The following is a 22,403-nucleotide window of genomic DNA, read 5'->3' as shown; positions in this document are numbered from 1 at the left end:
TCAGGCGGTTTCGAGTGAGGTGCGTGCGGCTACATGGGCGCCGGCACGGCGCCCGGAATAGACACAGTCGGCCAGTGACAGGCCGGATACATAGAGGTTGGAAGCGATACCCACGGCGTTGCGCCCGGCGCTGTACAGGCCGGCAATCGGTGCGCCGGAGTCATTCAATACCTGGCCGCTGCGCTCGCAGACCTTGAGGCCGCCGAGGGTGATGGTCGGGCAGGGGAACAGGCGGCTGTCGAAGGACAGGTCGAGGGCGTACCAGGGCCCTTGCTCCAGGGAGGCGAGCATGGCGGACGACTTGCCAAAGGCATCGGCTGTCTCGCCGCGAGCGGCGCGGTTGTAAGCGGCAAGGCTTTGCTCCAGCTCAGCCACAGGTAAACCGCAGCGTTCGGCCAAGGCCGCCGGGCTGGCGGCGCGTTTGGCATTGCACAGCAGGTTGAGCAGCACCGGTAGACGCTGGAACTGCCAGACCTTGCCGGGCCCGACCTGGCGCAGGGCTTCTCGCACCAGGGCCTTGTTGAGGATCAGAATGGCGCGGCCGCCCTGTTCCTCGACCATGACGTGGCCAAGCGTGGCGCCATATACCTCTTCGTTGCAGTAACGCTGGCCGGCGCCGTTGACGATCAGCCCGCGGGCCCAGGCCAGCGGCGGGTTGATAAAGCGCCAGGCGCTGACTTTGTCCATCCGCGCCAGTGCGCCACCGGCGCTTTGCCCGAGGAGGATGCCGCTACCGTCGCAACCAGTGGTGCCAAGGGGCAGCCCAGCCAGGTACTGCGGCGCATGCTGGCTGACCAGAGCGCGGTTGAAGATAAAGCCGCCGCTGCTCAGCAGCACACCGCGTTCGGCGCGGATCAAGCGGCGCTGGGCGTGTGCTCGCTCGATTCGGCGCATACGCACGCGCAGGTTATCGGCTAGCGCTGGGGCATACATGTGGATGGCCGTGGCCCAGCGGCTCAAGCGTCCGTGCCAGCGCGCCGCGCGGCTGCCGGGTGGCAGTTGCCAGGCCTCGACGCCGAGCACTTCATCGCGCTCGCCGAGCACCAGGCGGCGGACCTCGCACTGGTTGTGCACGCGCACGCCTTGGCTGAGGGCGGCGGTTTTCAGCGCGGCGAACAGGCTGGCGCCGGACATTCCCGACCCTTTTGTCCGGTGCCCGCGCGGTGCCGGCGGCGCGTGCTCGGCATACACCGGCACCCCTTCGTTGCCGGAGTAATAGAGGTAGTACTGGTTGCTCGGGTAGGAGGTTTTTTGCGGCGGCACGCTGGCCTCGAAGGCCACGCCCTGACGCTCCAGCCAGACCAGCTGCTCACAGCTGCGTTCGCAGAAATCGCGCAGAGTCGCAGCGGATACCGCCTCGCCGACTTCCTGGCGCAGGTAGCGGAACATCGCTTCGCTGCTGTCGCGGTAACCGGCCTGCTGCTGGTAAGGCGTACCGCCGCCGGCATAGACCACCCCGCCGCTGATCGCGGTGGCGCCGCCGCCGGCGAAGCGCTCCAGGGCCAGCACGGATAAGCCCTGGCTGGCCGCCTCGATGGCCGCGCAGGCTCCAGCGCCACCGAAGCCGACCACCAGCAACTCAGCCTGGTCGTCCCAGGCCAATTGCTCGGCGGACGTCACCCGCAATGGCGCAAAAGCCGCTATGCCATTCATGCCAAGCGCCTCAGCCGGCCGCCGCGAGGGTCGGCGCGGGCGCAGCGGTGGTGGTGTAGGAACCATCCAGATAAACCAGCGGGCTGATCGTTGCGCCGTTGTAAATCTGTTGGATACGGCCAATGAAGATGCTGTGGGTGCCGTAGCTGAACTTACCGTCCTGGCGGCAGAGGATCGCCGACTGCGCATCGCCCAGATAGGGAATGCCTTCGGCGCTGTTCAGCCAATTGCCGCGTTGGAAGCGCGCCTCGCCTTTGATCGGCCCGCTGCACAGCAGTGACAACTCTTCCTGCTCGAGGCCGAGGACGTTCACGCAGAAGTCCGCGCCGGCATCCAGTACCGCATGCAGGGAGGCGGTTTTGTTAACGCAGATCAGCAGTGACGGTGGTTCGGTGCTCAGCGAGTCGACCGCCGTGGCGGACATGGCGAAACGCTCGCGACCGTTGCTGGTGGTGATGATGGTCACCGACTTGGCCAGGCGGCGCATGGCTTGGAGCATTTCGGCTTTCAGGTTGGCTTCGTTCATCGCACGGCCCTCTGGTTGTGCACGGCTGGTTGTGCATGGAGTGCGATGGATTCTTGCAACGGCTCGCGGCGGCAACATCGTCCGAGGGGACTAGTCGAGCGCGCAATTCAGGTGGCCGGGCCCATACCGTAGGAGCGGCCCATGGCCGCGAAGCCGAGTCAGAAAACGGCGCCGATCCCACAGAACAAAACCAGCGTTGCTTTTGCGGGCGGTGCATTGGCCGCAGTAACGGTGTTGGGCGGGCGCCCCGATCGCGGCCATGGGCCGCTCCTACTGGGGTGTGTCCAACCTGCGAAATGGCGAGAGAGGACATCCATATGGTCCGTTTGAGGGATGTTCGCCCGCCCAAGCGTTGTTTGAATGCCCGCGTAGGCTCGGCCGCCGGTCTGACGTGCGACCCGCTACCCGCTGAACGCGCGCCCCGGCGGACGGGGTGAACACAGGAGAACAATAAGATGCTCGACCAAGACCTGATTCGCCAACGTCTGACCCAACGTGCCCGCGAGCTTGTGCCGCTGCTGCGCGCGCGCGCGCCGCAGGCCGCGCAGCTCGGTCAATTGCCGGAGGAGACCATTCGCGATTTCCAGGAAGCGGGTTTCTTCCGCATCCTCCAGCCCGCCCGCTGGGAAGGGTATGAACTGGAGCCCAAGGATTTCTTCGAGGTACAGATGACGCTCGCGGAAGGCTGCATGTCTTCGGCCTGGGTGCTGGGCGTGGTGGCCATCCACAACTGGCAGTTGGCGCTGTTCGATGACCGCGCCGCGCAGGATGTCTGGGGCCAGGACTCCAGTGTGCTGATCTCTTCTTCTTATATGCCGGTGGGCAAGGTCGAGCGGGCCGACGGCGGCTTCCGCCTGAGCGGTCGCTGGGGGTTCTCTTCCGGCAGCAAACACTGCGATTGGGTGTTCCTCGGCGCCATGGTGCCACCGGCCGAGGCGGGCGGGGCGCCGGACTATCGGACCTTCCTGCTGCCGCGTAGCGATTACCAGATTCTCGACAACTGGAACGTAATGGGCCTGGAAGCCACCGGCTCCCACGACATCCTGGTAGAGAACGCCTTCGTTCCCGAATACCGCACCCACCGCGCCCTGGATGGTTTCATGCAGAACAGCCCGGGCAACGCGGTGAACACTGCGCCGTTGTTCCGCCTGCCGTTCGGGCAGATCTTCGTGCGGGCCGTGTCCTCCTCGGCGATTGGTGCCTTGCAGGGCGCGGTCGATCAGTTCGTCGAACACAACCGCGCCCGCGTTGGGGTCAACGACGGCCGCAAGATGCTCCAGGACCCGGCGGCGCAGACCGCGCTGGCCAATGCCATGGTCTGCGTCGACGAATGCAAGACGGTGCTGCTGCGCAATTTCGCCCTGATGCTGCAACGCGCGCAAAACGGCGAGCCGCTGAGCATGCCGGAGCGGGTGAAGATGCGTTACGACTCGGCGCTGGTGGCCGACAAGTGCGCGCGGGCGGCCTCCGAACTGATGTTCAACAGCGGCGCCTCGACCATCTTCCGCAGCCACGCGATCAACCGCGCCTTCCGCGACATCCATACCGGCCGTGCTCATGTCGCCAACAGCCCGGCCAAGTACGCCTGGAACCTCGGCGGCGTGAGCATGGGCCAGGACAGCAGCGACTTCTTTCTCTGAAAAGACCGGCCTTCCTAAGAAGGGTGACGGTGTAGGAGCGGATTCATCCGCGATTGGGGTCTTGACCTGACACGCGGCATCGCGGCTAAAGCCGCTCCTACAAAAAACGGAGCGGCCACAGGCTCTGCAAAACCCATGCATCAAGGCCTGCGGGCTAGTCCGTTTGAGCGATTCCAGCGCCTTGGCGATCCCCGAACATGGTCGCAAGGCGCACTCCATGACCGCCTGCAGCCCAGCCAATAAGTACAAGGATCAAACATGAAATTCTCTCTGATCTATGAAGCCCAGACGGTGGACTCCAGCCGTGAAGGCGACCGCCGGATTTTCGAAGATACCGTGGAGCAGGCGGTGCTCGCCGATAAGCTCGGCTTCGACACCTTCTGGTGCGTCGAGCACACCGCACTGAGCAACTACTCGCACATGTCCGCGCCCGAGACCATGCTGGCCTTCGTCGCCGGCAAGACCGAGCGCATCGGCATCGGCCATGGCGTGGTTTGCCTGCCGCCGGCGATGAACCACCCGGTCAAGGTGGCCGAGCGCATTGCCACCCTCGACCTGCTGTCCAAGGGCCGCGTGCACTTCGGCGTCGGCAAGGGCGGCACCCAGCAGGAAGCCGGCACCTTCGGTTACGACCTGGCGACCTTGCAGCCGCAGATCGACGAAGCCATGTACCTGATCCCGAAGATGTTCGTGCAAGACGAGATCGAACATCACGGCGATTTCGTGCAGATTCCCCTGCGGCCGATCCATCCGAAACCGTACCAGTATCCGCACCCGCCGATGTACCTGGCCTGCACCAACACCGAATCGCTCAAGCGTGCCGGCGAGCGCGGCATGGGCGCCCTGGTGCTGGGCTTCGGCGGCCCGGAGGAGATCGCCAAGAAGGTTGCCGTTTACCACGAGGCCTGGGACAACCGTGACGAGAAGGACCAGGTCGGCTTCCGTCCCAACCGCCATATCGCTGCGCTATGCCCGACCATCGTCCTCGACGACAACGAGCAGGCGCGCAAGATCGGCATCCGCGGCCAGCGCTACTTCATGGAATCCCTGGCCTATTGGTACGCCGGCGGCGAGCGCCCGGACCCTGAGAAGTGGAAGGACGACACCTTCGTCGACGGCAATGGCCAGAGCGTGATCAAGTCGCGCTTCGCCTCGGAAGAGATCACCGCGGACTTCTCCGATCCGACCATGGCGATGATGAACCCCAACCACGCCTACGGCACGGTCGAAGACTGCATCGGCTACGTGCAGCGCCTGCAGGAAGCCGGTGCCGACGAGATTCTGTTCATCTGCCAGATGGGCACCGTACCGCAGTGGGCGCAGCTGGAGACCCTGAAAAACATTGGCGAGCAGGTGATTCCCTATTTCCGCGGGCAGCCGGCCAAGGCCTGAATTTGCTGAGTATTTAACGGGCCTTAATGGCCCGTTTTTTATTGGGGCAGGGGGCTCGCCGAAAGCAGGGGCGATTCATCCGGCTGCTTTGCCGGGGTAAGCAGGATGTCCTTATCTTTCTTCAAGGCCCAGGCGTTGAGCAGCCTGACCTAGCCGAGGCTTCTCACATCGTTCACACCAATCCAATCTCAATCAGCACACTTGAGATTGTTCGCAACGTGCTGACAAAGCTGGTTCTGATGCAGTCACCGAAGCTCCGCTGGGGGCTTCGGGCTCTGATTCAAGCGTCGGTAGCGGCACTACGGCGTTGCTGGCCTGTTCCAGACCTACCGCTTCATCGTCGAGAAAGAGCTGGAGGAGGGCTCGCTGGTCGAAGTGCTGCAACCTTTCAGCGGCAGGTCGCGGCCCTTCAGCTTGTTGTATCCCCCGGTCGCCACATTCCGCTGCGGCTGCGGGCGTTCATCGACTTCCTGATTGAGCACCGCCCGCAATGGGGATAGAGAACATCAGCAGTACTTGCAAGGGGGAAATGGGGGGACAGGTTTGTGATTTTTAGAGAGCTCGCTTTACGAGGTCAGAAGCAGGTCTCAAATCAGCCGAATCCTAGCTAAGAACTGTCGCAACCGGGTCCTGATTGGCCTCGATTTATGGCTGGGAGGTATCTGCGCAACTGAAGCTCTTCAGGATGTTCCTGCGCAGTACGCCGGCGAGTCTGCTAGCCATGTGAGTGAATTCAATGGATGCTCTTTTACTGTTTGGCGTCGAAGCGACACTTGGTTAGCGGCCTTTCGGTTGGCTTTCTGTATTTTCATGTGTCCTCCTTGGTCGCGTACATGCTCGCTTACAAAACCCTGCCTTTCCGACACATCGACAGTACTCGCCTATATCAAAGTAGGGCTTCCAATCCCACTCCTTTGAAAGGGCATGATTATGCGATACACACGTCTCCTTGCCACCGCTGCGGCATTCGCCGCATTTGCTGGCCTCGCTCAAGCTCAAGAGTTGAAGCCTCATGCCGAAGCTAACCAAGAGCCGAATTCGGTGAAAAGTTGGCAGAAAGGCATTCAGCGCACGGATCTATTGCGCCAGGACCTCGACGTTTCCGGACATGAAGTAATCCAGGCTCGCGTTGATATCGAGCCGGGCGTGGCATCCCCTAAGCATTCTCATCCGGGGGTGGAAGTCGCCTACGTCATCGAGGGTACCTTTGAGTATCAGCTCGAGGGGCGGCCACCTGTCACGCTCAAAGCCGGCGAGTCCTTGTATATCCCGACTGGCACCCCGCATGTCGCGAAGAATATCGGTGCGAGCAACGCGTCGGAGCTGGCGACATACATCGTGAAGAAAGGCGAGCCGCTGTTGAAGCTGGAGAAGTAAGGGGCTACCTCGGCAGCATCCAGGAACCTGGGCCTATTCAGCGAGAACTTCGTTATAGAAGCAAGGGTAGTGGCAGAGCGCCGGGGGCCGATGCGGTCAGCGCAAAGGTCTGAAAGCGGCACGCACCTCGGCGCTAAATAGGTCCGGCTCTTCCCAGGCCGCGAAGTGCCCGCCCTTGTCCACGCGATTGTAGTAGACAAGGTTGGGGTAGGCTCGAGCAGCCCAGCTCTTCGGCGGTTTGTAGACCTCGCCAGGAAATATCGTCACCGCCGCGGGAATCGAGACACCGGCCACGTTGGTGTTGCTGGCAGCGTTTTCCCAGTAAATCCGCGCACTTGAGGTTCCTGTGTTGGTTAGCCAGTACAGCGAGATGTTGTCGAGCATTTCGTCGCGTGTGAACGCGCGTTCCGGTTCGCCGCGCGTGAATACCCAATCGCCGAACTTGTCGTAGAACCACGCCGCGAGTCCCACTGGCGAGTCGGCGAGGCTGTACCCGATGGTTTGCGGACGCGTCCCCATGATTGCGGCGAATCCAAAGCCTTTGTTAAGGAATGCCCTCGTCTGATCAAACACCTCCCGTTCTTCTGCGCTCAGGTTTTCGGGTGCCGGATCACCGCTTTTCAGCGCCTTCGCAACGTCGGGCGGGATCGTCGTCGAGCGCTCAACCCTGTTGACATGGATGCCGAGCAGACCGGCGGGAGCCTGACGGCCCATGGCATCGGAAATGATGGCACCCCAGTCGCCGCCTTGGGACACGTAGCGCGCGTATCCGAGGCGCTTCATGAGGACATCCCAGGCACGGGCGACGCGGTCCGGATTCCAGCCTGTGCTTAGGGGCTTCTGCGAAAAGCCGAAGCCGGGAATGGACGGCAGCACGAGGTGGAAGGCGTCCTCGGCAACCCCGCCGTGCGCCGTGGGATCGGTCAGCGGACCAATAACTTTCAGCAACTCGAAGACAGAACCGGGCCAGCCGTGGGTCATGATGAGCGGCATTGCGTTCGAATGACGGGAGCGAACGTGGATGAAGTGAATGTCTAAGCCGTCGATATTTGTCAAAAACTGTGGTGAGGCATTGAGTTTCGCTTCTGCTTTTCGCCAGTCGTAATCCGTCTCCCAGTAACGCACCAGCGCTTGAAGCTTGGCGAGTTGCACTCCTTGGGAGCGGTCAGTGACCGTTTCCCGGTCTGGCCAGCGCGTTGCGGCAAGGCGGCGGCGGAGGTCGATGAGCGCTGCTTGCGGAACATGGGCGCGGAAGGGGTGGATCGTGTCTGCAACCAAGCGAGGCGCCGCATCGGGTAGGGCAGCCGCCATTACTGGACGAAACACCGCGAGCGCTGCCAACGCCGCTCCGTACAGGATCAGGGCCCGGCGGGACAGGGCGCTAGCTTGGGTCGAGTTTTGGGCGGTCATGGTCGCGCGTCCTTGAGTATGGCGTATCAAGGTGACCGAGGGGCGCTCACTTGGTCGTCCCAACTAGCGACGAACGCCTTCGCCACGTAGACCCAACCGGCTGAAATAAGGGAAGCCTCGGCAGCTTGGAGCAGGATTGGCGATTACCCCTTGAATCATTACTCTAGTGAACCTTTGAGGGGATGGGCAAAAAATTCGCCTGGGCGCTTCGCAGCTGGCGTGCACGGGCCGAATGGTTGGCGGAAAAGGTTGCGCGGATACGCCTCGGCACATGCCCCATAAACGCTTGCCGCCTTCGGGGCTGCCTTGCCTGGTCGAGCGGGTGGGCGGACACGAAACCAGGTACGTGGTTGTTCACCCACTCTGGAGTCTCGAGTCGAGTGCTCTGTCTGACATGTTGGGAGCCGACTGGGCGCCGGAACTGCACGTCGTGGGTACTTCAACCTGGAGCGTGATCGCTCGCTAAGCTCGCATAAGGTCCCTGGCTGGAGAGGCCACGGGCTGCTTGCGCATGCTGCGCGTCAGTGAATGCTGATTGGCAGCTTGTTCAATCAACGGCAGTCCTCAGAACTAATATATCGAATTAATCCAGAGAAAAAAACTTTAAAAGTCAAAGGGTTTTATTTATGCACTGCAGATTTTTCAATAAATTTGTTCGCAAAAAATCGACTTTACTGAAGCTGTGTTCTTTCCTGCAACTAAAGATTCACGTATTAACAGATAAGGTAGACATGCTTGCACGCTTTTTTTATTTAAATAAACTCTAAGCGGCTTGATAGCAGCTGCTCTCGACTATGGAGGTTATGTTTGATATGTCTTCAGAGGAGAAGGCTAAGAGATCTATACACCCGTCTCGGCGGGTATTTCTTATGCGTGTCTTGGATGCTTGTTTTTTATAAAATGGCACATGTGCCAATATTTTCTGGCGAGACCAGCCATTATCCGCAAGGAAAAAGTAAAGGCTATAGCGAAGCGAGGGCATTCTGAACGGCGGTCCATTATTCGCCGCCATTAGTTTATTAAAGCTAACCTGCACAGATCGAGAGCTAACCGGGCCAGGAAGCGCTTTCCGGGTTGTGCGAGGGAAGAGATAGTGGCTCGAGTTACCTAGGCAAACCAACCAGTCCTCAAGTGCTGCTAGAGGGCAGAGTAAGGGCAGGCGGACTATCTGAAAGGTGTTTCTCGTTCTTCCCCCATTCTCACCGATACGATTAGAGGTAATTTCAAGAGAACTGCTTGTTATGTTTACATCGTGCCTCATAAGTCTACACACCTCTGCGGTGGTCATCCCGAACCAGAATCCTATTAGCAAAATTGCTCTATTGCGGTAAGCGATCAATTCGGATCGGTAGATTGATTTTAGCGAGTTTCCGCGCGGGTCCACATCTGGCGGCGTTCTAGGGGAGAAACAGCGCTCATGTGCCTCGACCAGATGCATTACATCTACAATTGAAGGAGGCCGTTGGAACGGTGGTTTGCATCGTAGAGGCATCCTGTCCCAGAGTTGGCACACCAGATCGATCACTGACGGACATGCGGTAGGATCGGGAAAGTCGTTCTCCTTGTGCCAGTAACCGAGAGCGGAAAGCGTCAAATCCATTCGCCTTCTGTCAATGCGGCCATAGCAGTCTGCTAGGTAGAGACAGACTTCGTAAGGTAACGACGGCAAATCTCGTCCTTGCCACTCGATGTAATGCTGCAAGGCCCTGCGGCGATTAGCTTCTGCTCTGCTAGAAGGGTCGCCGCTTGGTTCAACCTTGTTCTTATTCATGAGGTCTCACCGTAATGGATGGTGCATCGTTCTTCTAGGGGGTATCCAGAGCATATTACGAAAGCGTATAGGCCCTGAATTCAACACATAAGTGCAACGCTCACCCCTGCATAAACTTCGTACGGCGTCTTCCAGCCCAGGCGTTTTCGCGGGCGTAAATTGATCTTCGTTACCACGCGACTGACCGCCTCGACGGTCAGCTTGCTGAAGTCGCCGCCCTTGGGAAAATACTGCCGGAGCAGGCCGTTGGTATTTTCATTAGTGCCTCGCTGCCAGGATGAATAGGGTTCTGCAAAAAAGACTTGGCACTGGCTCCGATGCGCAATGCGTTCATGCCCGGCAAACTCCTTCCCGTTATCCAGCGTCAGCGTGTGAACAGCATGCCCCTTGAGCAACAGATTGATCGCCCGCGTTACCTGCCGGCGCGTCCTGCGCTTGACCGGATAGGCGCTCAGGTAGCCGCTTTTACGATCAACCAGCGTGACCAGATTGCCGCCTACGCCATGCACCGTGTCACCCTCCCAATCACCTAGACGCTCGCGGGCTTCGACCTCAGCAGGGCGCTCGGTTATCGATACGCGATTACGCAACTGTCCGCGCCGGTCGTGGCTTCCGTAGCGTTTTCGGTACAGCTTCCTGCGGTGCCGCAAATACTTGTATAACTCGCCACCTGCGTGTTTGTCGGTGGCGATAAACCGATAAATCCACTCGTGACTGACCGCGCGCTCCGGCTGCTCTTGCTTCAGGCGCTGAGCAATCTGCTCCGGGCTCATACCGTGTTTTAGCCAGAGCGGCAGATAATGGCTGAACCACGTTAATGGCTTGCAGTGCTTGCGCGCCTGCGCTCGACGGGCATCACTTTCATGGGTCGCAGCAACCGCTTTGTAGGTCTTCTGGGAGCTGTTGCGGCGAACCTCACGACTTATCGTCGAGGGATGTACGCCAACCTGTTTCGCGATGCTTGCCTGGCTTTTTCCGGCGCTCAGACCGGCCTCAATCTGGTAACGTTGGCCCTGAGTTAGCTGCCGGTAATGCGTAGTCATCTGCGCTTGAATCCTTCGGTGTGAGAGCCTGGATTCTACCGGTGGCTGACTCTCTGCCTATCGTTTCAAACGTTGCACTTATTCTATGAATTCAGGGGCGGCTGGTTTTTTAGGTTTCTTTTCGATCAACTAATCATATATCTGTGTCTATTATTATAAATTGGTGCATGCCCCCCCATTCAAAGGGAATTCACGCGCGGGAGAGACGAGTCACCCCATGACTCAATTCAATTGAGAGGGGGCGGCTATGCCTAACAAAACACCGGAAAATGCATTTCTTGCCCGGATCCGTAGCCGGCGATCGACACGCAGCTACTTGTGGTTAGTCTACAGCCATAAGATACGGACTGACCTCATTCTGGAAAGCAACCAGGAGTTCGCACACTGGCTTCTGAACCTTGAGTTTGATGCCCATGTCGTGGATTTCTGGATCCCGGCGGCAAACGAGTTGTATGGCGATCAAGTAGGCGGTCGTCGGACTCGGCCAGATGTCGTGGCGAAGAACGCCGACGGCGTGCTGGAGTGGCATGAGGTTAAAGCCGGATATGTTCCTGAATTCAACACATAAGTGCAACGCTCACCCCTGCATAAACTTCGTACGGCGTCTTCCAGCCCAGGCGTTTTCGCGGGCGTAAATTGATCTTCGTTACCACGCGACTGACCGCCTCGACGGTCAGCTTGCTGAAGTCGCCGCCCTTGGGAAAATACTGCCGGAGCAGGCCGTTGGTATTTTCATTAGTGCCTCGCTGCCAGGATGAATAGGGTTCTGCAAAAAAGACTTGGCACTGGCTCCGATGCGCAATGCGTTCATGCCCGGCAAACTCCTTCCCGTTATCCAGCGTCAGCGTGTGAACAGCATGCCCCTTGAGCAACAGATTGATCGCCCGCGTTACCTGCCGGCGCGTCCTGCGCTTGACCGGATAGGCGCTCAGGTAGCCGCTTTTACGATCAACCAGCGTGACCAGATTGCCGCCTACGCCATGCACCGTGTCACCCTCCCAATCACCTAGACGCTCGCGGGCTTCGACCTCAGCAGGGCGCTCGGTTATCGATACGCGATTACGCAACTGTCCGCGCCGGTCGTGGCTTCCGTAGCGTTTTCGGTACAGCTTCCTGCGGTGCCGCAAATACTTGTATAACTCGCCACCTGCGTGTTTGTCGGTGGCGATAAACCGATAAATCCACTCGTGACTGACCGCGCGCTCCGGCTGCTCTTGCTTCAGGCGCTGAGCAATCTGCTCCGGGCTCATACCGTGTTTTAGCCAGAGCGGCAGATAATGGCTGAACCACGTTAATGGCTTGCAGTGCTTGCGCGCCTGCGCTCGACGGGCATCACTTTCATGGGTCGCAGCAACCGCTTTGTAGGTCTTCTGGGAGCTGTTGCGGCGAACCTCACGACTTATCGTCGAGGGATGTACGCCAACCTGTTTCGCGATGCTTGCCTGGCTTTTTCCGGCGCTCAGACCGGCCTCAATCTGGTAACGTTGGCCCTGAGTTAGCTGCCGGTAATGCGTAGTCATCTGCGCTTGAATCCTTCGGTGTGAGAGCCTGGATTCTACCGGTGGCTGACTCTCTGCCTATCGTTTCAAACGTTGCACTTATTCTATGAATTCAGGGTTGATGAAGTAAATCCCAGCCAACAAATCATGATGCAGCGGGAGTTAGCCGCGAACAACGGAGCGTTATACCGCTTGTTCGATGAATCCACGCGCACTGCCCGCCAGTATGAGCTGCTACCACGTCTCCGCCTCATGCATTTCATCGCGGTTGGGCGGAATCAACCCCTGGTGGATTACGTGCAGGAGACAGTCCTCAGCTACGTGAATCAGGTGCAGGCGGGGACGTTTGGCGGATTGCTGCAAGCATTTCCCATGCTGGCACCTACTCACCTGATCTGTGCAATGGTGCGCCTCACCATTGAAGGATTTGTGACAGTCGCGGTTGAGGATTCTACGCCCTCCCAACACACGGTTTGGTCGTTGAGGGGCTCCTCATGAAACGTACAGCGATCCCGCAGGCCATCAGACAGGGCGACTGGCCGCGCGTCGAGCCAGCGACGGTGCCGCAGGCGCAATGGCCGGATTTCGCCCGAAGGCGGCTTGCCGTGTCAATGTACATCGACGGGGCCTCGATGAAAGCGATCAGGCTGAAAACTGGAATGCCGTCCAACGAGGTTAACCGGCTTGCACAACGCTTCTGCGCCATGGATGAAGAGGGACATTATTTTGGTGAGCGGGCGCTGATAGCGTACACCCGGATTGTTCCCTATGAGCGACGCAAGCCCATTGGTGTGAAGCGAAGTGAGCAGCAGGGTGGTCTGACCGGCGCGCTCAACATGCTGTTGTCCGAGCACACCGAAATTGAAGCGGCCATGATCGACCTACTCCGTACTCCCGGTGCGGTATTGAATGACGACCGAGGGGGGATGAGTGTCTTAGTCTCAGCGTTTAATCAGGCGCTAGAGAAGGCTGGCATTGCTTCACCGTCTTGGCCTTTCAATACCAAGCACAAAGGTCGTACAACCATCCGGAAGTACCTAAAAGCTCTACGTGTAAGGTTTGCGGTCCAATATATTCATGCCCACGGTGACGAGGTTGCCGTGGCTCATCTGGCGACCGGCACGGGTCATCGACGCTTCATCCACCCTAAGCGGCCTTTCGACTGCGTTCAGCTTGATGGACATCACATCGACGCCATCTTCGCGCTGCGCGTAGAGGAAATGCCGGGATTCTATCAGTGGGTTGCGATTGATCGAATTTGGTTATTATCGATGATCGATGCCTTTTCCAATGCTGTCCTGGCCTACAAGCTCGTCCTGAGAAGTGAAGTCTCAGCAGCCGATGTCCGTGAAGTCATCGCTCAAGCCTGTCTTGGGAAATGGTGCCCAAGAGCGTTGGTAAACGAAGAGTATCGGTATAAGCCAGGCGCAGGACTGCCCTCGGGTGTCATCGAGGGCTGCCAAGGTATGAGCTTCGGGGTATTTTTTGCCGACTCCCACCTGTCCAACCTCGCCAAGAAAATTACCACGGAGGCACGTCGCGACTTCGGTTTCCATGTGTGCATCGGGCCGGTGGGGCATTTCGAGGTGCGCGCGGAAATCGAGCGTTCGTTTCTGGAGGTGGTTCGAAAAATTCACGGGTTAGTGTCATCAACTGGAAGCCATCCTCATGCCGGGCGGGCCAAGGACGCCGAACAAAAGGCCGTGGATTACGAAATAGACCTCATGCGGATGGAGGATGCGATGGACGTGATGCTTGCCAACTACAATGTCACGCCCAGCGAAGGGCTGGGGCTCTTTTCGCCGCTAGGTTACCTAGAGCAGTTCTTCCGCCAGGGCGCACTAATTCCGAGCTACTCAGCAGAGCAGCGAGAACGATTGCAGGCGGACCTGACCACTCGCAAAGCGACTGTGCGTGGAAGCTGCGACAGTGGGCGTCGTCCTTACATCCAATTAGATCGGGTGCGCTATACCAACGCGATCCTGGCCGGTGACTTCGCTTTTGTCGGAATGCAGTTGTTGATCGAAGTCGATAATCACGATTACCGAGCAGTCAAAGCCTATCTGCCAAATGGTGAGTCTATCGGTTATCTCTGCGCGCAAGGATGGTGGGGAGAGTTCAAGCATACGCCCTCCGTGCGACTCAAGGTGAACAGCTTGATCCGTTCAGGGGATCTGAAGATCGATGAGGATAAATCCCCGACCCAGCAACTCAGTGATTATTTCACCCAACACGGGCAAGCCGGAGTGGCGTTGTCTATCAGCCGGGAAGCTGCGACCCAAAAGGCGGAAAACCCGCGCCCTCGGAAAAACCGGGCAGTTCGACCGGACTATTTTATCCAAGCTGATAGCGAATACGGTGAGCTGCCCTCGCCTGGTCGCGCGCTGAACCGAGTCGAGCGATGAACGCCAGCGCTCACCCTCTCAAGACCGACCAGGCGCTGTTTATCACGCACCAGATGGTGCGCGTCCTTCGGTTGAGTCTCGATCGGGTGGCCGCCAGACGATCCGGCGTGTTGTTCGAGGGTGCGTCGCGGGTCGGCAAAACCCGTTGCGCACAATTTGTCGCCGAGCAGTTAAAGATCAAGTTGCCAGGCGTATTCACCATGCTCCACATCGCCCGCCACCGTGAACCCGGCCGACGGCAGTCCGTGTTGAAGGAGATATGTGAATCGGAGCGGACATCGCCTAATGCGCGAGGCGTGGATTATCTTCAGCACCTGCTGGCCTATATCGAAGGGCGTGTGACCGGCCAACCCGCGCCACAATGTGTATTGGTTGTCGATGAGATTCAACAATGGCGTCAAAACGACTTTCGCGTGCTGTCGGACCTTCACAATTATCTCCAGTCGCAAAGCATCAATTTAACGGTCATCGGTTTTGCGCAATCGGAGATCTATCATCTACTCAGCGGGCTTCGGGCGGTCAAGTGCCCGCAGATAGTGGCCCGCTTCTTTGCAGAAATCATTCCGTTCCACGGGTGTCGGAGCGTCGACGAACTGACGGCGATACTGCAGGCGTGTGACGAGGGCTCCGAGTACCCCGTCGGGTCGGGCACCAGCTATACCGCGTTCTTCGCGGCAGAGGCCTTTGCCGCCGGGCTCAGGCTGGCACCGCTGGCGGGCTTGTTCTGGAAGGCGTTCGATGAAAGTGTAGCGGGGGAATACGTCAACAATCTCCCCATGCAGCACGTACGCGAGTCGATCCTCGACCTGTTGCTGCTCATCGCGCCGCATGACAACGCCTTGTTCGAAGCCGATGACAAGCTAGTCATTGAAGCGGTCCGCCGCACGAGTGTTCGGATGTTCTGCGATGTACTATAAACACGGGCTATTTTTCCCAGATAACTTTCCATGGCCATATGATCATGCCGTTGCCGCTCTGCACAAAGCCGCCGTGGTGAATGGCGTCTGTGGCAGGGTCGTGCTGGGAACGGCTCCGCTAAAGAAGTCACGGCGGGGCTCGAAAAAGGGTAGGGAAACTCAGATCGAGAAGGCCCTGGACGAGATATACCACACCTCTCGTTCCTTTCTGTCGTCCAGCAATTTCGTCAAACGAACCGGCGATTATTTTCCAAAGAATGTTCACGGCCCCATCAAGTATTGTGCGGAGTGCCTGGCGGAAACAGGATTCGTACCAGCAGCCTTTTCACTGCGCTTTGTGGTCAGTTGTCCGTGGCATCACCGGCCGCTGAAACCGCTATGTGAGCGTTGCCACGACATTCGGAAGTTCACACCCACCTCGTTCGGGAGTCCGGTCGGCTACAGTTGCGAGGACTGCGGTTACTGGGTGCCGAACCGGGAAGCGATTTTTGCTGCCTGTCGTTCCTATGCCGCCAGCACTAGTGGGTTGGCTTGCATGAATTTTCACGTCAATACTGAGCGACTGCACCGGCTGGCGGTACTGGACGTGATCAATTTCGCTAAGGCGACCGATGATGGCACGCAAGCCCTTGCAGACAGCTGCGCCATACAGGAGTTTTTCCCTGATAAAACGACCAAAATATGGCATAAGACTTTCGACCTGCTCGGCCAGTGTGCGGTACCGGGTTCGCCGGATGAGTGCTACAGGTGCTTTGTCAGATTTCATCAAGTTCGCCTGCTCAAAGCGCATCGCCACTGCCCCTGCGGCGCAGTTCTTTCACGACCCGGCGTCGGTGATTCGTCGCGCAGCGTGTGCTTGTACAACGTGGCATTGTCGATATTTCGGCAAAAATTTGAATACCTGAGCAATGATAAAGCGATACCGCGACTTTCAGAGCAGGCCTCGCATCAGCTGGCAAAACTCCAGATGGAGCCTAGGGTTTCACGACGTTTCTTTCAAAGCGTTTTCTATCAGCTTGTCGCGCGCTTATGGTTCTGGAGTCGTGCTGCGTCGCGGTTTTTCGTTCACATCGATCCTCGGCATTTTTTCGCGGTATTGGACGCCGGCAGCAGCAACATGCTGTTGTCTCGGCTCCTTGGCGAGTGGTTGCGAGGCTACTATAAGTGTGAATTCGATCTGCCCGCTGACCGTGCAGCCATGCGTCAGCTCATAGGGCCGGTCCAGGCCGGGCAGGCGTTAGATATTCGCAATTTCGGTACCCGCGCAGAGTTGAGCACCCCGGTAAAACCCATGCTGTTCTACGGCTCGATGAGGGCGACGGCGATGTTTTACTTCTAACTTTGGTGCCTGAAAAGCCGTGCCAAGCGCCTTTGAGGTGCCCTGTCGCCGGCGACAGCCCCGTCTCAAGCGGCCGCCGTTGAATCCGAGTACTTATTGGCGAATTCAGCAGGGGCAGGTAGCCAAGGCGCGAGTGGTGACGTTGGCGGTTATAGGAAATCTCGATGTACTCCTGGTTGGCTGCCTCAGCCTCGGCTCGGGTGGCAAAGGCGCAGGTGTACCAGTTCGTGAAGCCTGCAATTGCTGAGTCAGGCCGGTATATGGAACTCGAATTGCGGGCACTTGTACTGGTTCATCAAATAGTGACGGGGGCTTACCAGCTGCCGGGCCTCAGGGAACTATCCTAAAATATCTCGGCAACTATAATTTATAGCCACTAGGATATTTCGACTATAGAAGTCGGCACACTAAAGGGTTGGCGCTCCCGACTGGGCCTGACAACCCCAACAGCGTGTCCATGCACCTATTGCGGATTTCGGTGAACGTGACCGCTCATTTCGCTAATCCGTGACCTGTGTTTTCACCCCTGTTGCGCGGATTTTGGATTGTAGCCGCATCGATGCGGCTTATTCCTCCATGTTTTTCCTCCGCAGTGACTCGCCTTTCATCACGATCCGATAGGCATACCTCAAGTTTTCGAGCCCGCATGTGCAGGTGTCGTACAGGCTCGGTCTTGCGGCGCACTGAAGCTAGCGCGGTGCCGAATGCGCAACACCATGTTAACTTCACCGCTCTGTGTTGAAGATTGGTGAGTAGCCGGTGGCAGCTCTGGCTTATGGTGGGAGGGATGATGGTATTGAAATGGATGACTAAGTGGTGGTCGACGGTTGAACCGGACACTAATTCGGATAAAGGTGCCAATTGTGCCGGCCGCTTTGAGCTCTACGTCGACGGTGCTGCACCACTTCCTATCGGCCGGTTTACGTCGTTGAATCAGGCCATGGCCCAGGCACAACACAGCTTCAAGGCTCAGCATTACCGAATCGTGGATACTGACACTGGGAAAGCCAAAGCTTTCAACTACGGGAAAACCTCACTGCTTCCGGAGGCGTTCCTCCAGGGGATTGACATTACAGGTCAGGTGATGCCTTCGCCGACGTTCATCCGCGAACTGCACGCCAGGAAGCCGATGCTCACTCAACCCACTTTCTGCTGGCACAACTGTTTGCTTACCATCCTGAGTCTTCAGGCCTCACATCCGCAGCTTCGCTATGCGCTGTCACTGATTCACCACCCGGACGCGGGCGTCGAGGGGCATGCGCTGATCGAGCACGCAGGTCAATTTCACGATCCCACCCTGGAGCATCTGACTTCACTCCGACCGCTGGTCACCTACCGGCTGCTGGAAGTACTGGAGCCTGCTCAGCTATTCGCGCAGATTCTTGCGCGATTTGGTGAAAACGGACTAAAGGAAATGCGCCAAGGCCAGCGGGCCTGGTCAAATTTCCGCGTGGATGCTTGCGGTTCTCGGATCTTCGACCTTTGAGTCTCGCGTGATTCATGGAAGCCACTGCGTTGGCACCGCAGGATGAACCGCTGCGGGTGTTCAACTGCCAGTGCGGCGGCACCTCGTCGAGATGGTGCGCCATGCCTGCAATTGACGGGACATAGTCGCCGGCAGCCGTCAGCTCTGCGACTTACCTTTAGAGGAGGATGGCATGAGCCATTACTTTGATCATGCGAGTCAGGAACTGTATAGCAAGATCGCCCAGGCCAAGGTGTACATCACCCGGCACAACCCGACCACTGGCGCACTGGCCGAAGCGGTACTTCGCCAGTTCCTTAAAGACCACCTTCCGGGGGCGGTCAGTGTGGAGCAGGGCTTCATCATCGACAGCGCGGGCGGCTTATCCAAGCAGTGCGACATTCTGATTTACGACTCGCACCGGTATGCCCCGTTCTATCGAGCAGGGGGGGTGGTTGTGGTGCCGGCGGAGGCGGTGATTGCCATTATCGAAGTAAAAACCTCGATCAACCGGGCTGGGTTTCATGAGGTGATTCGCTATTTCCAGAGTTTCCAAAGCTTGCGACTGGAGGCGAGGACATACTTGTTCATGTTCAACGCTCCGACGTTGGGGACTGTCAGCAGGCACTTTCACTCATTTCGCCACCAAGGCAACTATCAGGAGTTCGATCACGATACTTTCCAGTTCCTCCCGGACGAAATCACCGGTCTGGACCATTCCTACCATCTGCAAAGAGACATGGTTATCCACGATCGCGATGCCATGGGCTATCTCTCGTATTTCTACGAGGATCACGAAGGTACCGCGATCAATGCGCTGGAGCGGTTCTTCCTCTCAGTGTATGCCTGCGTCGAACGCCACCTGAGCCGTGGCCTACCGGCGAATTTGTTGGTGCCGCGAGCGGCATACCACAGCAGCACTCCCAGCAGGAACATTTTCGCCATCGACTTGTTCCCCATGTAACTTCAGGTGTACGCAGCACCTGCCTACGTGGCTTTATCTTTCCACCAGACCTATCGATCAGCGGCGCAACTGCCTCAGTCTCCCGCGTTCGTCATGGTTGACGCGCAGAAAGCGCTCTCCCCCTTTGACCCGGCTGCTGGTTCTGGCGCAGGTTTGCTCGCGACCGGTGTCGGTCCGAGGAGTTGACTGGCCCGACTGTCAAGCAGGGCACCTGCCTGAAAGTAGCCCATCACCGTGGTGACGCTGCGATGTTCAGTCATGGTCATCACTTCGCCGAGCGGTACGCCCTGACGCCCGGCCTCGGTGACGAAGCCCGACCTCAAGCTGTGCGCCGCCCAATCGCCGTCCAATCCGGCCAGATGGGCGCGGCGTTGGACAATCCGTGCCACCTGGTCGGCTGACAAGCCTTGGGTGCCGACCTTGCCAGCCCTATACATTCGACGGAACAGCGGGCCGGATTCGGCTGGCGCGGCCGCCAGCCAGGCGGCGAGGGCCTGCGCTGCCGGCCCGCGCAGCGGCTTCTCGCGGCGCACGCCGCCGGTGTCGGTCTTGGTCGCGCCTAGGGCATAGAGCCAGGTGTCGGCATCCAGGCGGCGCACATCTCCGACCTGCAAGCCGACCACTTCGGAGCGCCGACGACCACCGCCACTCCAGGCCAGCAGGAGGAGGGCGCGATCACGCACCCCGCGCACGCCGTCGGTGCAAGTGGCGAGTAGCGCTTGCAACGGCTCGAGGATGATGGCGGTTTTCTTGCGCACCGTCACACCCTGGCGCGATTGCGCCTTGCGCGCGTCGCGCAGCAAGGTCTTCAGCGCCGGTTCTTCGCACGGATTGTCCCAGCCGTTGAGCCGATGCCATTTGCCGAGTACCGAAAGGCGGTGACTGACGGTGTTGAAGGCCAGGGGGCCGAGTTTGGCCTTGACCCGCGCAGCCACCAGCGCGGCGTCGATGGTCGGCGGCAAAAGGTGCACCCAACCACCGTCGGCCGTCGGGCGAGCCAGGTGGTCAACCACAAACTGTACGGCCACCGTGGAGGGCAGGGCCGCATCGCCCAGCGCCTGGCCGTAGCGCAGTTGCAGCCAGGCCGACCAGTAGGCGAGGGCGCTGCGGTAGCTGCGCACGGTGTTGGCCGCGGTACCGGCGGCGATGAACGCCGCTGCCGCTTCCTGGGCGTTGATCGCCAGAAAATGCAGATCCAACGGCGTTTCGCTAACCAGCGGCAACTGATCTGTAATATTTAATACGCTCAACGTATTATATTTCCAATACTAAACAAATAAGGTCGGATAATCTTTCATTATCAGACCTAATATACTCGGAGGCGGGCAATGGCGGTAGGTGTAGCGGAAGAGGCAGTGTTTGCTGCGGCTGATGCAGTCCTGGAGCGCGGCGAACGGCCGACAGTGGAGCGTGTACGTCAGGAGCTGGGGCGCGGCAGCCCGGCGCGGGTCGGTGCCTTGCTTGACCAGTGGTGGGAACGCCTAGCTCAGCGCCTACGCGGCGAGACGCGTCTGCCCGCATTGCCGGCAGAGGTTTCGCAGGCCTTTGTCGCGGTGTGGCAGCAGGCCATGGCGCTGGCTGATGGAGTGGCCGAGCAGGCGTTGGCAGAACGCCGTTCTGTTCTGGAAAAAGAGTGTTTACGCGTGGTCGCGGTCGAGGATGAGGCCCGACAGCTGATAGCCAAGGCCCGGCAGCAGGTAGCCGCCGCGCAGGCAGCACAGCATGTTGCCGAGACCCGCCTGGCCGACCTGGAGCTTCTGCTGGCGCAGCACCAGACACAACTAGCTGACCAAAAAAGCCGCTGTTCGGAGCTTGCCGAGGAGCGCAAAGTGGCTTTGCATGAAGTGACTATGCTGCGCCAGGAATTGCAGACCGCACAACAACAATTGACCCAAGAACGTGACGCCACGACGGCATACGTACGCGGCATCGAAGACCGCGCCCACCGCGAAGTCGATCGTGCTCGGGAAGAGAACAGGGTGGTCGCCGCTCAGCTTAAGGCACTGACAAGGCAACACAACCAGTTGCGCCAACGGCTAGACACTGTACTGTCTCAACTCAGTGAGGCGCAGCAGATCGCTGCCGCTGAGAAGGCTCGGGCCAATACCCTTGAGCAGCAACTTGTGAAGCCTGTCCGAGCCAAGCGCGCAAAAGCTAATCCGACAAAACCGCAATCCAGAGCAGCTGTTCAAGCGGAGTCTCCCCGCTCTGCGCGTTAGCCCTGGCGCGTCGGGTCGGCGAATTCGCACTAGACTTCCCTGGGTTGCACACCTATCTGGTGCAGCGAGAGCTTGTCGCGGAAGTACATCCGCCGGATTTTTCCCAACATTTCCATGCTGATCACCCTGTGTTCTCCTGCTCGAAAAGTGAGCAGAAGCAGTTGAACACCTGGGTCAGTTTTCGGTCAGCGGCAACAAGGCTTGAGGTTTCGATGCAGGCAACCAGAGTTCCTGGCCTGGTGACAGGGTTCTTCCTGCGCCGTGACTCGCCTCGACAGGAGATAGATATCGAGATCGTGGGTAATCGCTCGAACCATCTGCTAGTGAACGTCTTCTACAACCCCGGCGGAGACGGGGCAAAGTTCGACTACGGGTACCGAGGAACGCCAAGCCTCATTCCCCTCGGCTTCGACGCGGCAGACGCACTTCACACCTACGCGATCGAGTGGGACCCATCTGAAATCAGGTGGCTTGTCGATGGTCGCTTGGTGTACCGGCGAGGCGTCTGGGATCCCACCCCCATTCCGCACCTACCCATGACTCTGCATGTGAACACCTGGCCGACGCGCTCCCGCGAACTCGCCGGGCGCATTGCAAGGCGCGCCTTACCTGGTGCTGCGGTTGTTGGATCGATTTCAGTAAATGCGGCGGTAGCTAGCGCCTACGCCTCAGAATTAGGATGAAAAAGGCAATCGAACAAGCTCACAGGTTGCCTAGTGCGACATTTTGGGGAGGTGAATGCCAACTCTTCATCATGAGGAGCTCGCTCCTAGCCGCATAGTC

18 protein-coding genes and 2 pseudogenes are annotated in these 22,403 nt (G+C 58.7%); 13 read left to right on the top strand and 7 right to left on the bottom strand.

Annotated features, from left to right (window positions below):
* Complete coding sequence (locus tag AC3IYG_RS11410) at positions 1–1,653, bottom strand: FAD-binding protein (RefSeq protein ID WP_489313809.1); 1,653 nt, start codon at positions 1,651–1,653, stop codon at positions 1–3.
* A gap of 10 nt (positions 1,654–1,663) precedes the next feature.
* The gene (locus tag AC3IYG_RS11405) at positions 1,664–2,179 is read right to left on the bottom strand and encodes a flavin reductase family protein (RefSeq protein ID WP_489313808.1); all 516 of its coding nucleotides are present in this window, start codon (positions 2,177–2,179) and stop codon (positions 1,664–1,666) included.
* A gap of 455 nt (positions 2,180–2,634) precedes the next feature.
* Between AC3IYG_RS11405 and AC3IYG_RS11400 the strand changes: the two genes are divergently transcribed.
* From AC3IYG_RS11400 to AC3IYG_RS11385, 4 genes and pseudogenes are all read left to right on the top strand, one after another.
* Positions 2,635–3,819: a flavin-dependent monooxygenase gene (locus tag AC3IYG_RS11400; RefSeq protein WP_489313807.1), complete on the top strand. Its 1,185-nt coding sequence runs from the start codon at positions 2,635–2,637 to the stop codon at positions 3,817–3,819.
* Between the two features lie 258 nt (positions 3,820–4,077).
* Positions 4,078–5,211 (top strand): LLM class flavin-dependent oxidoreductase, encoded by a 1,134-nt coding sequence (locus tag AC3IYG_RS11395; RefSeq protein WP_489313806.1) that lies wholly within the window; start codon positions 4,078–4,080, stop codon positions 5,209–5,211.
* Between the two features lie 309 nt (positions 5,212–5,520).
* Positions 5,521–5,711 (top strand): annotated as a pseudogene (locus AC3IYG_RS11390) (LysR substrate-binding domain-containing protein); the annotation flags it as partial.
* Between the two features lie 430 nt (positions 5,712–6,141).
* The gene (locus AC3IYG_RS11385) at positions 6,142–6,588 is read left to right on the top strand and encodes a cupin domain-containing protein (protein ID WP_489313805.1); all 447 of its coding nucleotides are present in this window, start codon (positions 6,142–6,144) and stop codon (positions 6,586–6,588) included.
* 96 nt (positions 6,589–6,684) lie between these two features.
* Here the strand turns inward: AC3IYG_RS11385 and AC3IYG_RS11380 are convergent, their stop codons facing one another.
* Positions 6,685–7,899 carry an epoxide hydrolase family protein gene (locus tag AC3IYG_RS11380; RefSeq protein WP_489313894.1) on the bottom strand — a complete coding sequence of 405 codons (1,215 nt, stop codon included), beginning with the start codon at positions 7,897–7,899 and terminating at the stop codon, positions 6,685–6,687.
* Between the two features lie 1,950 nt (positions 7,900–9,849).
* Positions 9,850–10,812, bottom strand: coding sequence for an IS30-like element ISPsme1 family transposase (locus tag AC3IYG_RS11375; protein ID WP_017846754.1), 963 nt, complete (start codon positions 10,810–10,812; stop codon positions 9,850–9,852).
* A 247-nt stretch (positions 10,813–11,059) separates the two neighbouring features.
* Here AC3IYG_RS11375 and AC3IYG_RS11370 point away from each other — a divergent pair, with 247 nt between their 5' ends.
* The gene (locus AC3IYG_RS11370; RefSeq protein WP_489332193.1) at positions 11,060–11,380 is read left to right on the top strand and encodes a hypothetical protein; all 321 of its coding nucleotides are present in this window, start codon (positions 11,060–11,062) and stop codon (positions 11,378–11,380) included.
* On the opposite strand, the gene AC3IYG_RS11365 is transcribed toward AC3IYG_RS11370, so the two are convergent.
* Entirely contained in the window at positions 11,370–12,332 is a 963-nt protein-coding gene (locus AC3IYG_RS11365; protein ID WP_017846754.1) for an IS30-like element ISPsme1 family transposase, read from the bottom strand. The genes AC3IYG_RS11370 and AC3IYG_RS11365 overlap by 11 nt on opposite strands.
* A 72-nt stretch (positions 12,333–12,404) precedes the next feature.
* On the opposite strand from AC3IYG_RS11365, the gene AC3IYG_RS11360 reads away from it, so the two are divergent.
* From AC3IYG_RS11360 to AC3IYG_RS11345, 4 genes are read left to right on the top strand one after another with little or no spacing between them, the layout of a single operon-like run.
* Positions 12,405–12,809 carry a hypothetical protein gene (locus AC3IYG_RS11360; protein ID WP_489332191.1) on the top strand — a complete coding sequence of 135 codons (405 nt, stop codon included), beginning with the start codon at positions 12,405–12,407 and terminating at the stop codon, positions 12,807–12,809.
* On the top strand, positions 12,806–14,716 hold the full coding sequence (locus tag AC3IYG_RS11355; RefSeq protein ID WP_489313803.1) for a hypothetical protein: 1,911 nt from the start codon (positions 12,806–12,808) through the stop codon (positions 14,714–14,716). Before AC3IYG_RS11360 ends, AC3IYG_RS11355 begins: the two co-directional genes overlap by 4 nt.
* Positions 14,713–15,633, top strand: coding sequence for an ATP-binding protein (locus AC3IYG_RS11350; protein WP_489313802.1), 921 nt, complete (start codon positions 14,713–14,715; stop codon positions 15,631–15,633). The genes AC3IYG_RS11355 and AC3IYG_RS11350 overlap by 4 nt, the downstream gene beginning before the upstream one ends.
* Positions 15,623–16,972 (top strand): hypothetical protein, encoded by a 1,350-nt coding sequence (locus tag AC3IYG_RS11345; RefSeq protein WP_489313801.1) that lies wholly within the window; start codon positions 15,623–15,625, stop codon positions 16,970–16,972. Before AC3IYG_RS11350 ends, AC3IYG_RS11345 begins: the two co-directional genes overlap by 11 nt.
* Before the next feature lie 65 nt (positions 16,973–17,037).
* Here AC3IYG_RS11345 and AC3IYG_RS11340 read toward each other — a convergent pair.
* Positions 17,038–17,180 (bottom strand): annotated as a pseudogene (locus AC3IYG_RS11340) (IS3 family transposase); the annotation flags it as partial.
* A gap of 579 nt (positions 17,181–17,759) precedes the next feature.
* Here AC3IYG_RS11340 and AC3IYG_RS11335 point away from each other — a divergent pair.
* Together AC3IYG_RS11335 and AC3IYG_RS11330 are read left to right on the top strand one after the other, a co-directional pair.
* The gene (locus tag AC3IYG_RS11335; RefSeq protein ID WP_489313800.1) at positions 17,760–18,458 is read left to right on the top strand and encodes a hypothetical protein; all 699 of its coding nucleotides are present in this window, start codon (positions 17,760–17,762) and stop codon (positions 18,456–18,458) included.
* 172 nt (positions 18,459–18,630) lie between these two features.
* Positions 18,631–19,401 carry a DUF6602 domain-containing protein gene (locus tag AC3IYG_RS11330; RefSeq protein WP_489313799.1) on the top strand — a complete coding sequence of 257 codons (771 nt, stop codon included), beginning with the start codon at positions 18,631–18,633 and terminating at the stop codon, positions 19,399–19,401.
* 74 nt (positions 19,402–19,475) lie between these two features.
* Here the strand turns inward: AC3IYG_RS11330 and AC3IYG_RS11325 are convergent, their stop codons facing one another.
* On the bottom strand, positions 19,476–20,651 hold the full coding sequence (locus AC3IYG_RS11325) for a site-specific integrase (protein WP_489313798.1): 1,176 nt from the start codon (positions 20,649–20,651) through the stop codon (positions 19,476–19,478).
* A 78-nt stretch (positions 20,652–20,729) separates the two neighbouring features.
* Between AC3IYG_RS11325 and AC3IYG_RS11320 the strand changes: the two genes are divergently transcribed.
* Entirely contained in the window at positions 20,730–21,620 is an 891-nt protein-coding gene (locus AC3IYG_RS11320; protein WP_489313797.1) for a DNA-binding protein, read from the top strand.
* 128 nt (positions 21,621–21,748) lie between these two features.
* A complete protein-coding gene (locus tag AC3IYG_RS11315; RefSeq protein ID WP_489313796.1) occupies positions 21,749–22,303 on the top strand; it encodes a family 16 glycosylhydrolase in 555 nt (184 codons plus the stop codon).
* The last annotated feature ends 100 nt before the right edge of the window (positions 22,304–22,403 follow it).

This window comes from Pseudomonas sp. KH_027 (genome assembly GCF_057838565.1).
The sequence above is the reverse complement of the archived record's forward strand: the minus strand, read 5'-3'. Positions and strand labels throughout refer to the sequence as shown.

What these genes read in the sequence shown, in the direction of transcription:
- AC3IYG_RS11365 (WP_017846754.1), bottom strand. Translation starts at nt 12,332, where the DNA reads ATGACTACGCATTACCGGCAGCTAACTCAGGGCCAACGTTACCAGATT.
- AC3IYG_RS11380 (WP_489313894.1), bottom strand. Translation starts at nt 7,899, where the DNA reads ATGGCGGCTGCCCTACCCGATGCGGCGCCTCGCTTGGTTGCAGACACG.
- AC3IYG_RS11330 (WP_489313799.1), top strand. Translation starts at nt 18,631, where the DNA reads ATGAGCCATTACTTTGATCATGCGAGTCAGGAACTGTATAGCAAGATC.
- AC3IYG_RS11320 (WP_489313797.1), top strand. Translation starts at nt 20,730, where the DNA reads ATGGCGGTAGGTGTAGCGGAAGAGGCAGTGTTTGCTGCGGCTGATGCA.
- AC3IYG_RS11350 (WP_489313802.1), top strand. Translation starts at nt 14,713, where the DNA reads ATGAACGCCAGCGCTCACCCTCTCAAGACCGACCAGGCGCTGTTTATC.
- AC3IYG_RS11370 (WP_489332193.1), top strand. Translation starts at nt 11,060, where the DNA reads ATGCCTAACAAAACACCGGAAAATGCATTTCTTGCCCGGATCCGTAGC.
- AC3IYG_RS11410 (WP_489313809.1), bottom strand. Translation starts at nt 1,653, where the DNA reads ATGAATGGCATAGCGGCTTTTGCGCCATTGCGGGTGACGTCCGCCGAG.
- AC3IYG_RS11385 (WP_489313805.1), top strand. Translation starts at nt 6,142, where the DNA reads ATGCGATACACACGTCTCCTTGCCACCGCTGCGGCATTCGCCGCATTT.
- AC3IYG_RS11405 (WP_489313808.1), bottom strand. Translation starts at nt 2,179, where the DNA reads ATGAACGAAGCCAACCTGAAAGCCGAAATGCTCCAAGCCATGCGCCGC.
- AC3IYG_RS11395 (WP_489313806.1), top strand. Translation starts at nt 4,078, where the DNA reads ATGAAATTCTCTCTGATCTATGAAGCCCAGACGGTGGACTCCAGCCGT.
- AC3IYG_RS11355 (WP_489313803.1), top strand. Translation starts at nt 12,806, where the DNA reads ATGAAACGTACAGCGATCCCGCAGGCCATCAGACAGGGCGACTGGCCG.
- AC3IYG_RS11335 (WP_489313800.1), top strand. Translation starts at nt 17,760, where the DNA reads ATGATGGTATTGAAATGGATGACTAAGTGGTGGTCGACGGTTGAACCG.
- AC3IYG_RS11345 (WP_489313801.1), top strand. Translation starts at nt 15,623, where the DNA reads ATGTACTATAAACACGGGCTATTTTTCCCAGATAACTTTCCATGGCCA.
- AC3IYG_RS11400 (WP_489313807.1), top strand. Translation starts at nt 2,635, where the DNA reads ATGCTCGACCAAGACCTGATTCGCCAACGTCTGACCCAACGTGCCCGC.
- AC3IYG_RS11375 (WP_017846754.1), bottom strand. Translation starts at nt 10,812, where the DNA reads ATGACTACGCATTACCGGCAGCTAACTCAGGGCCAACGTTACCAGATT.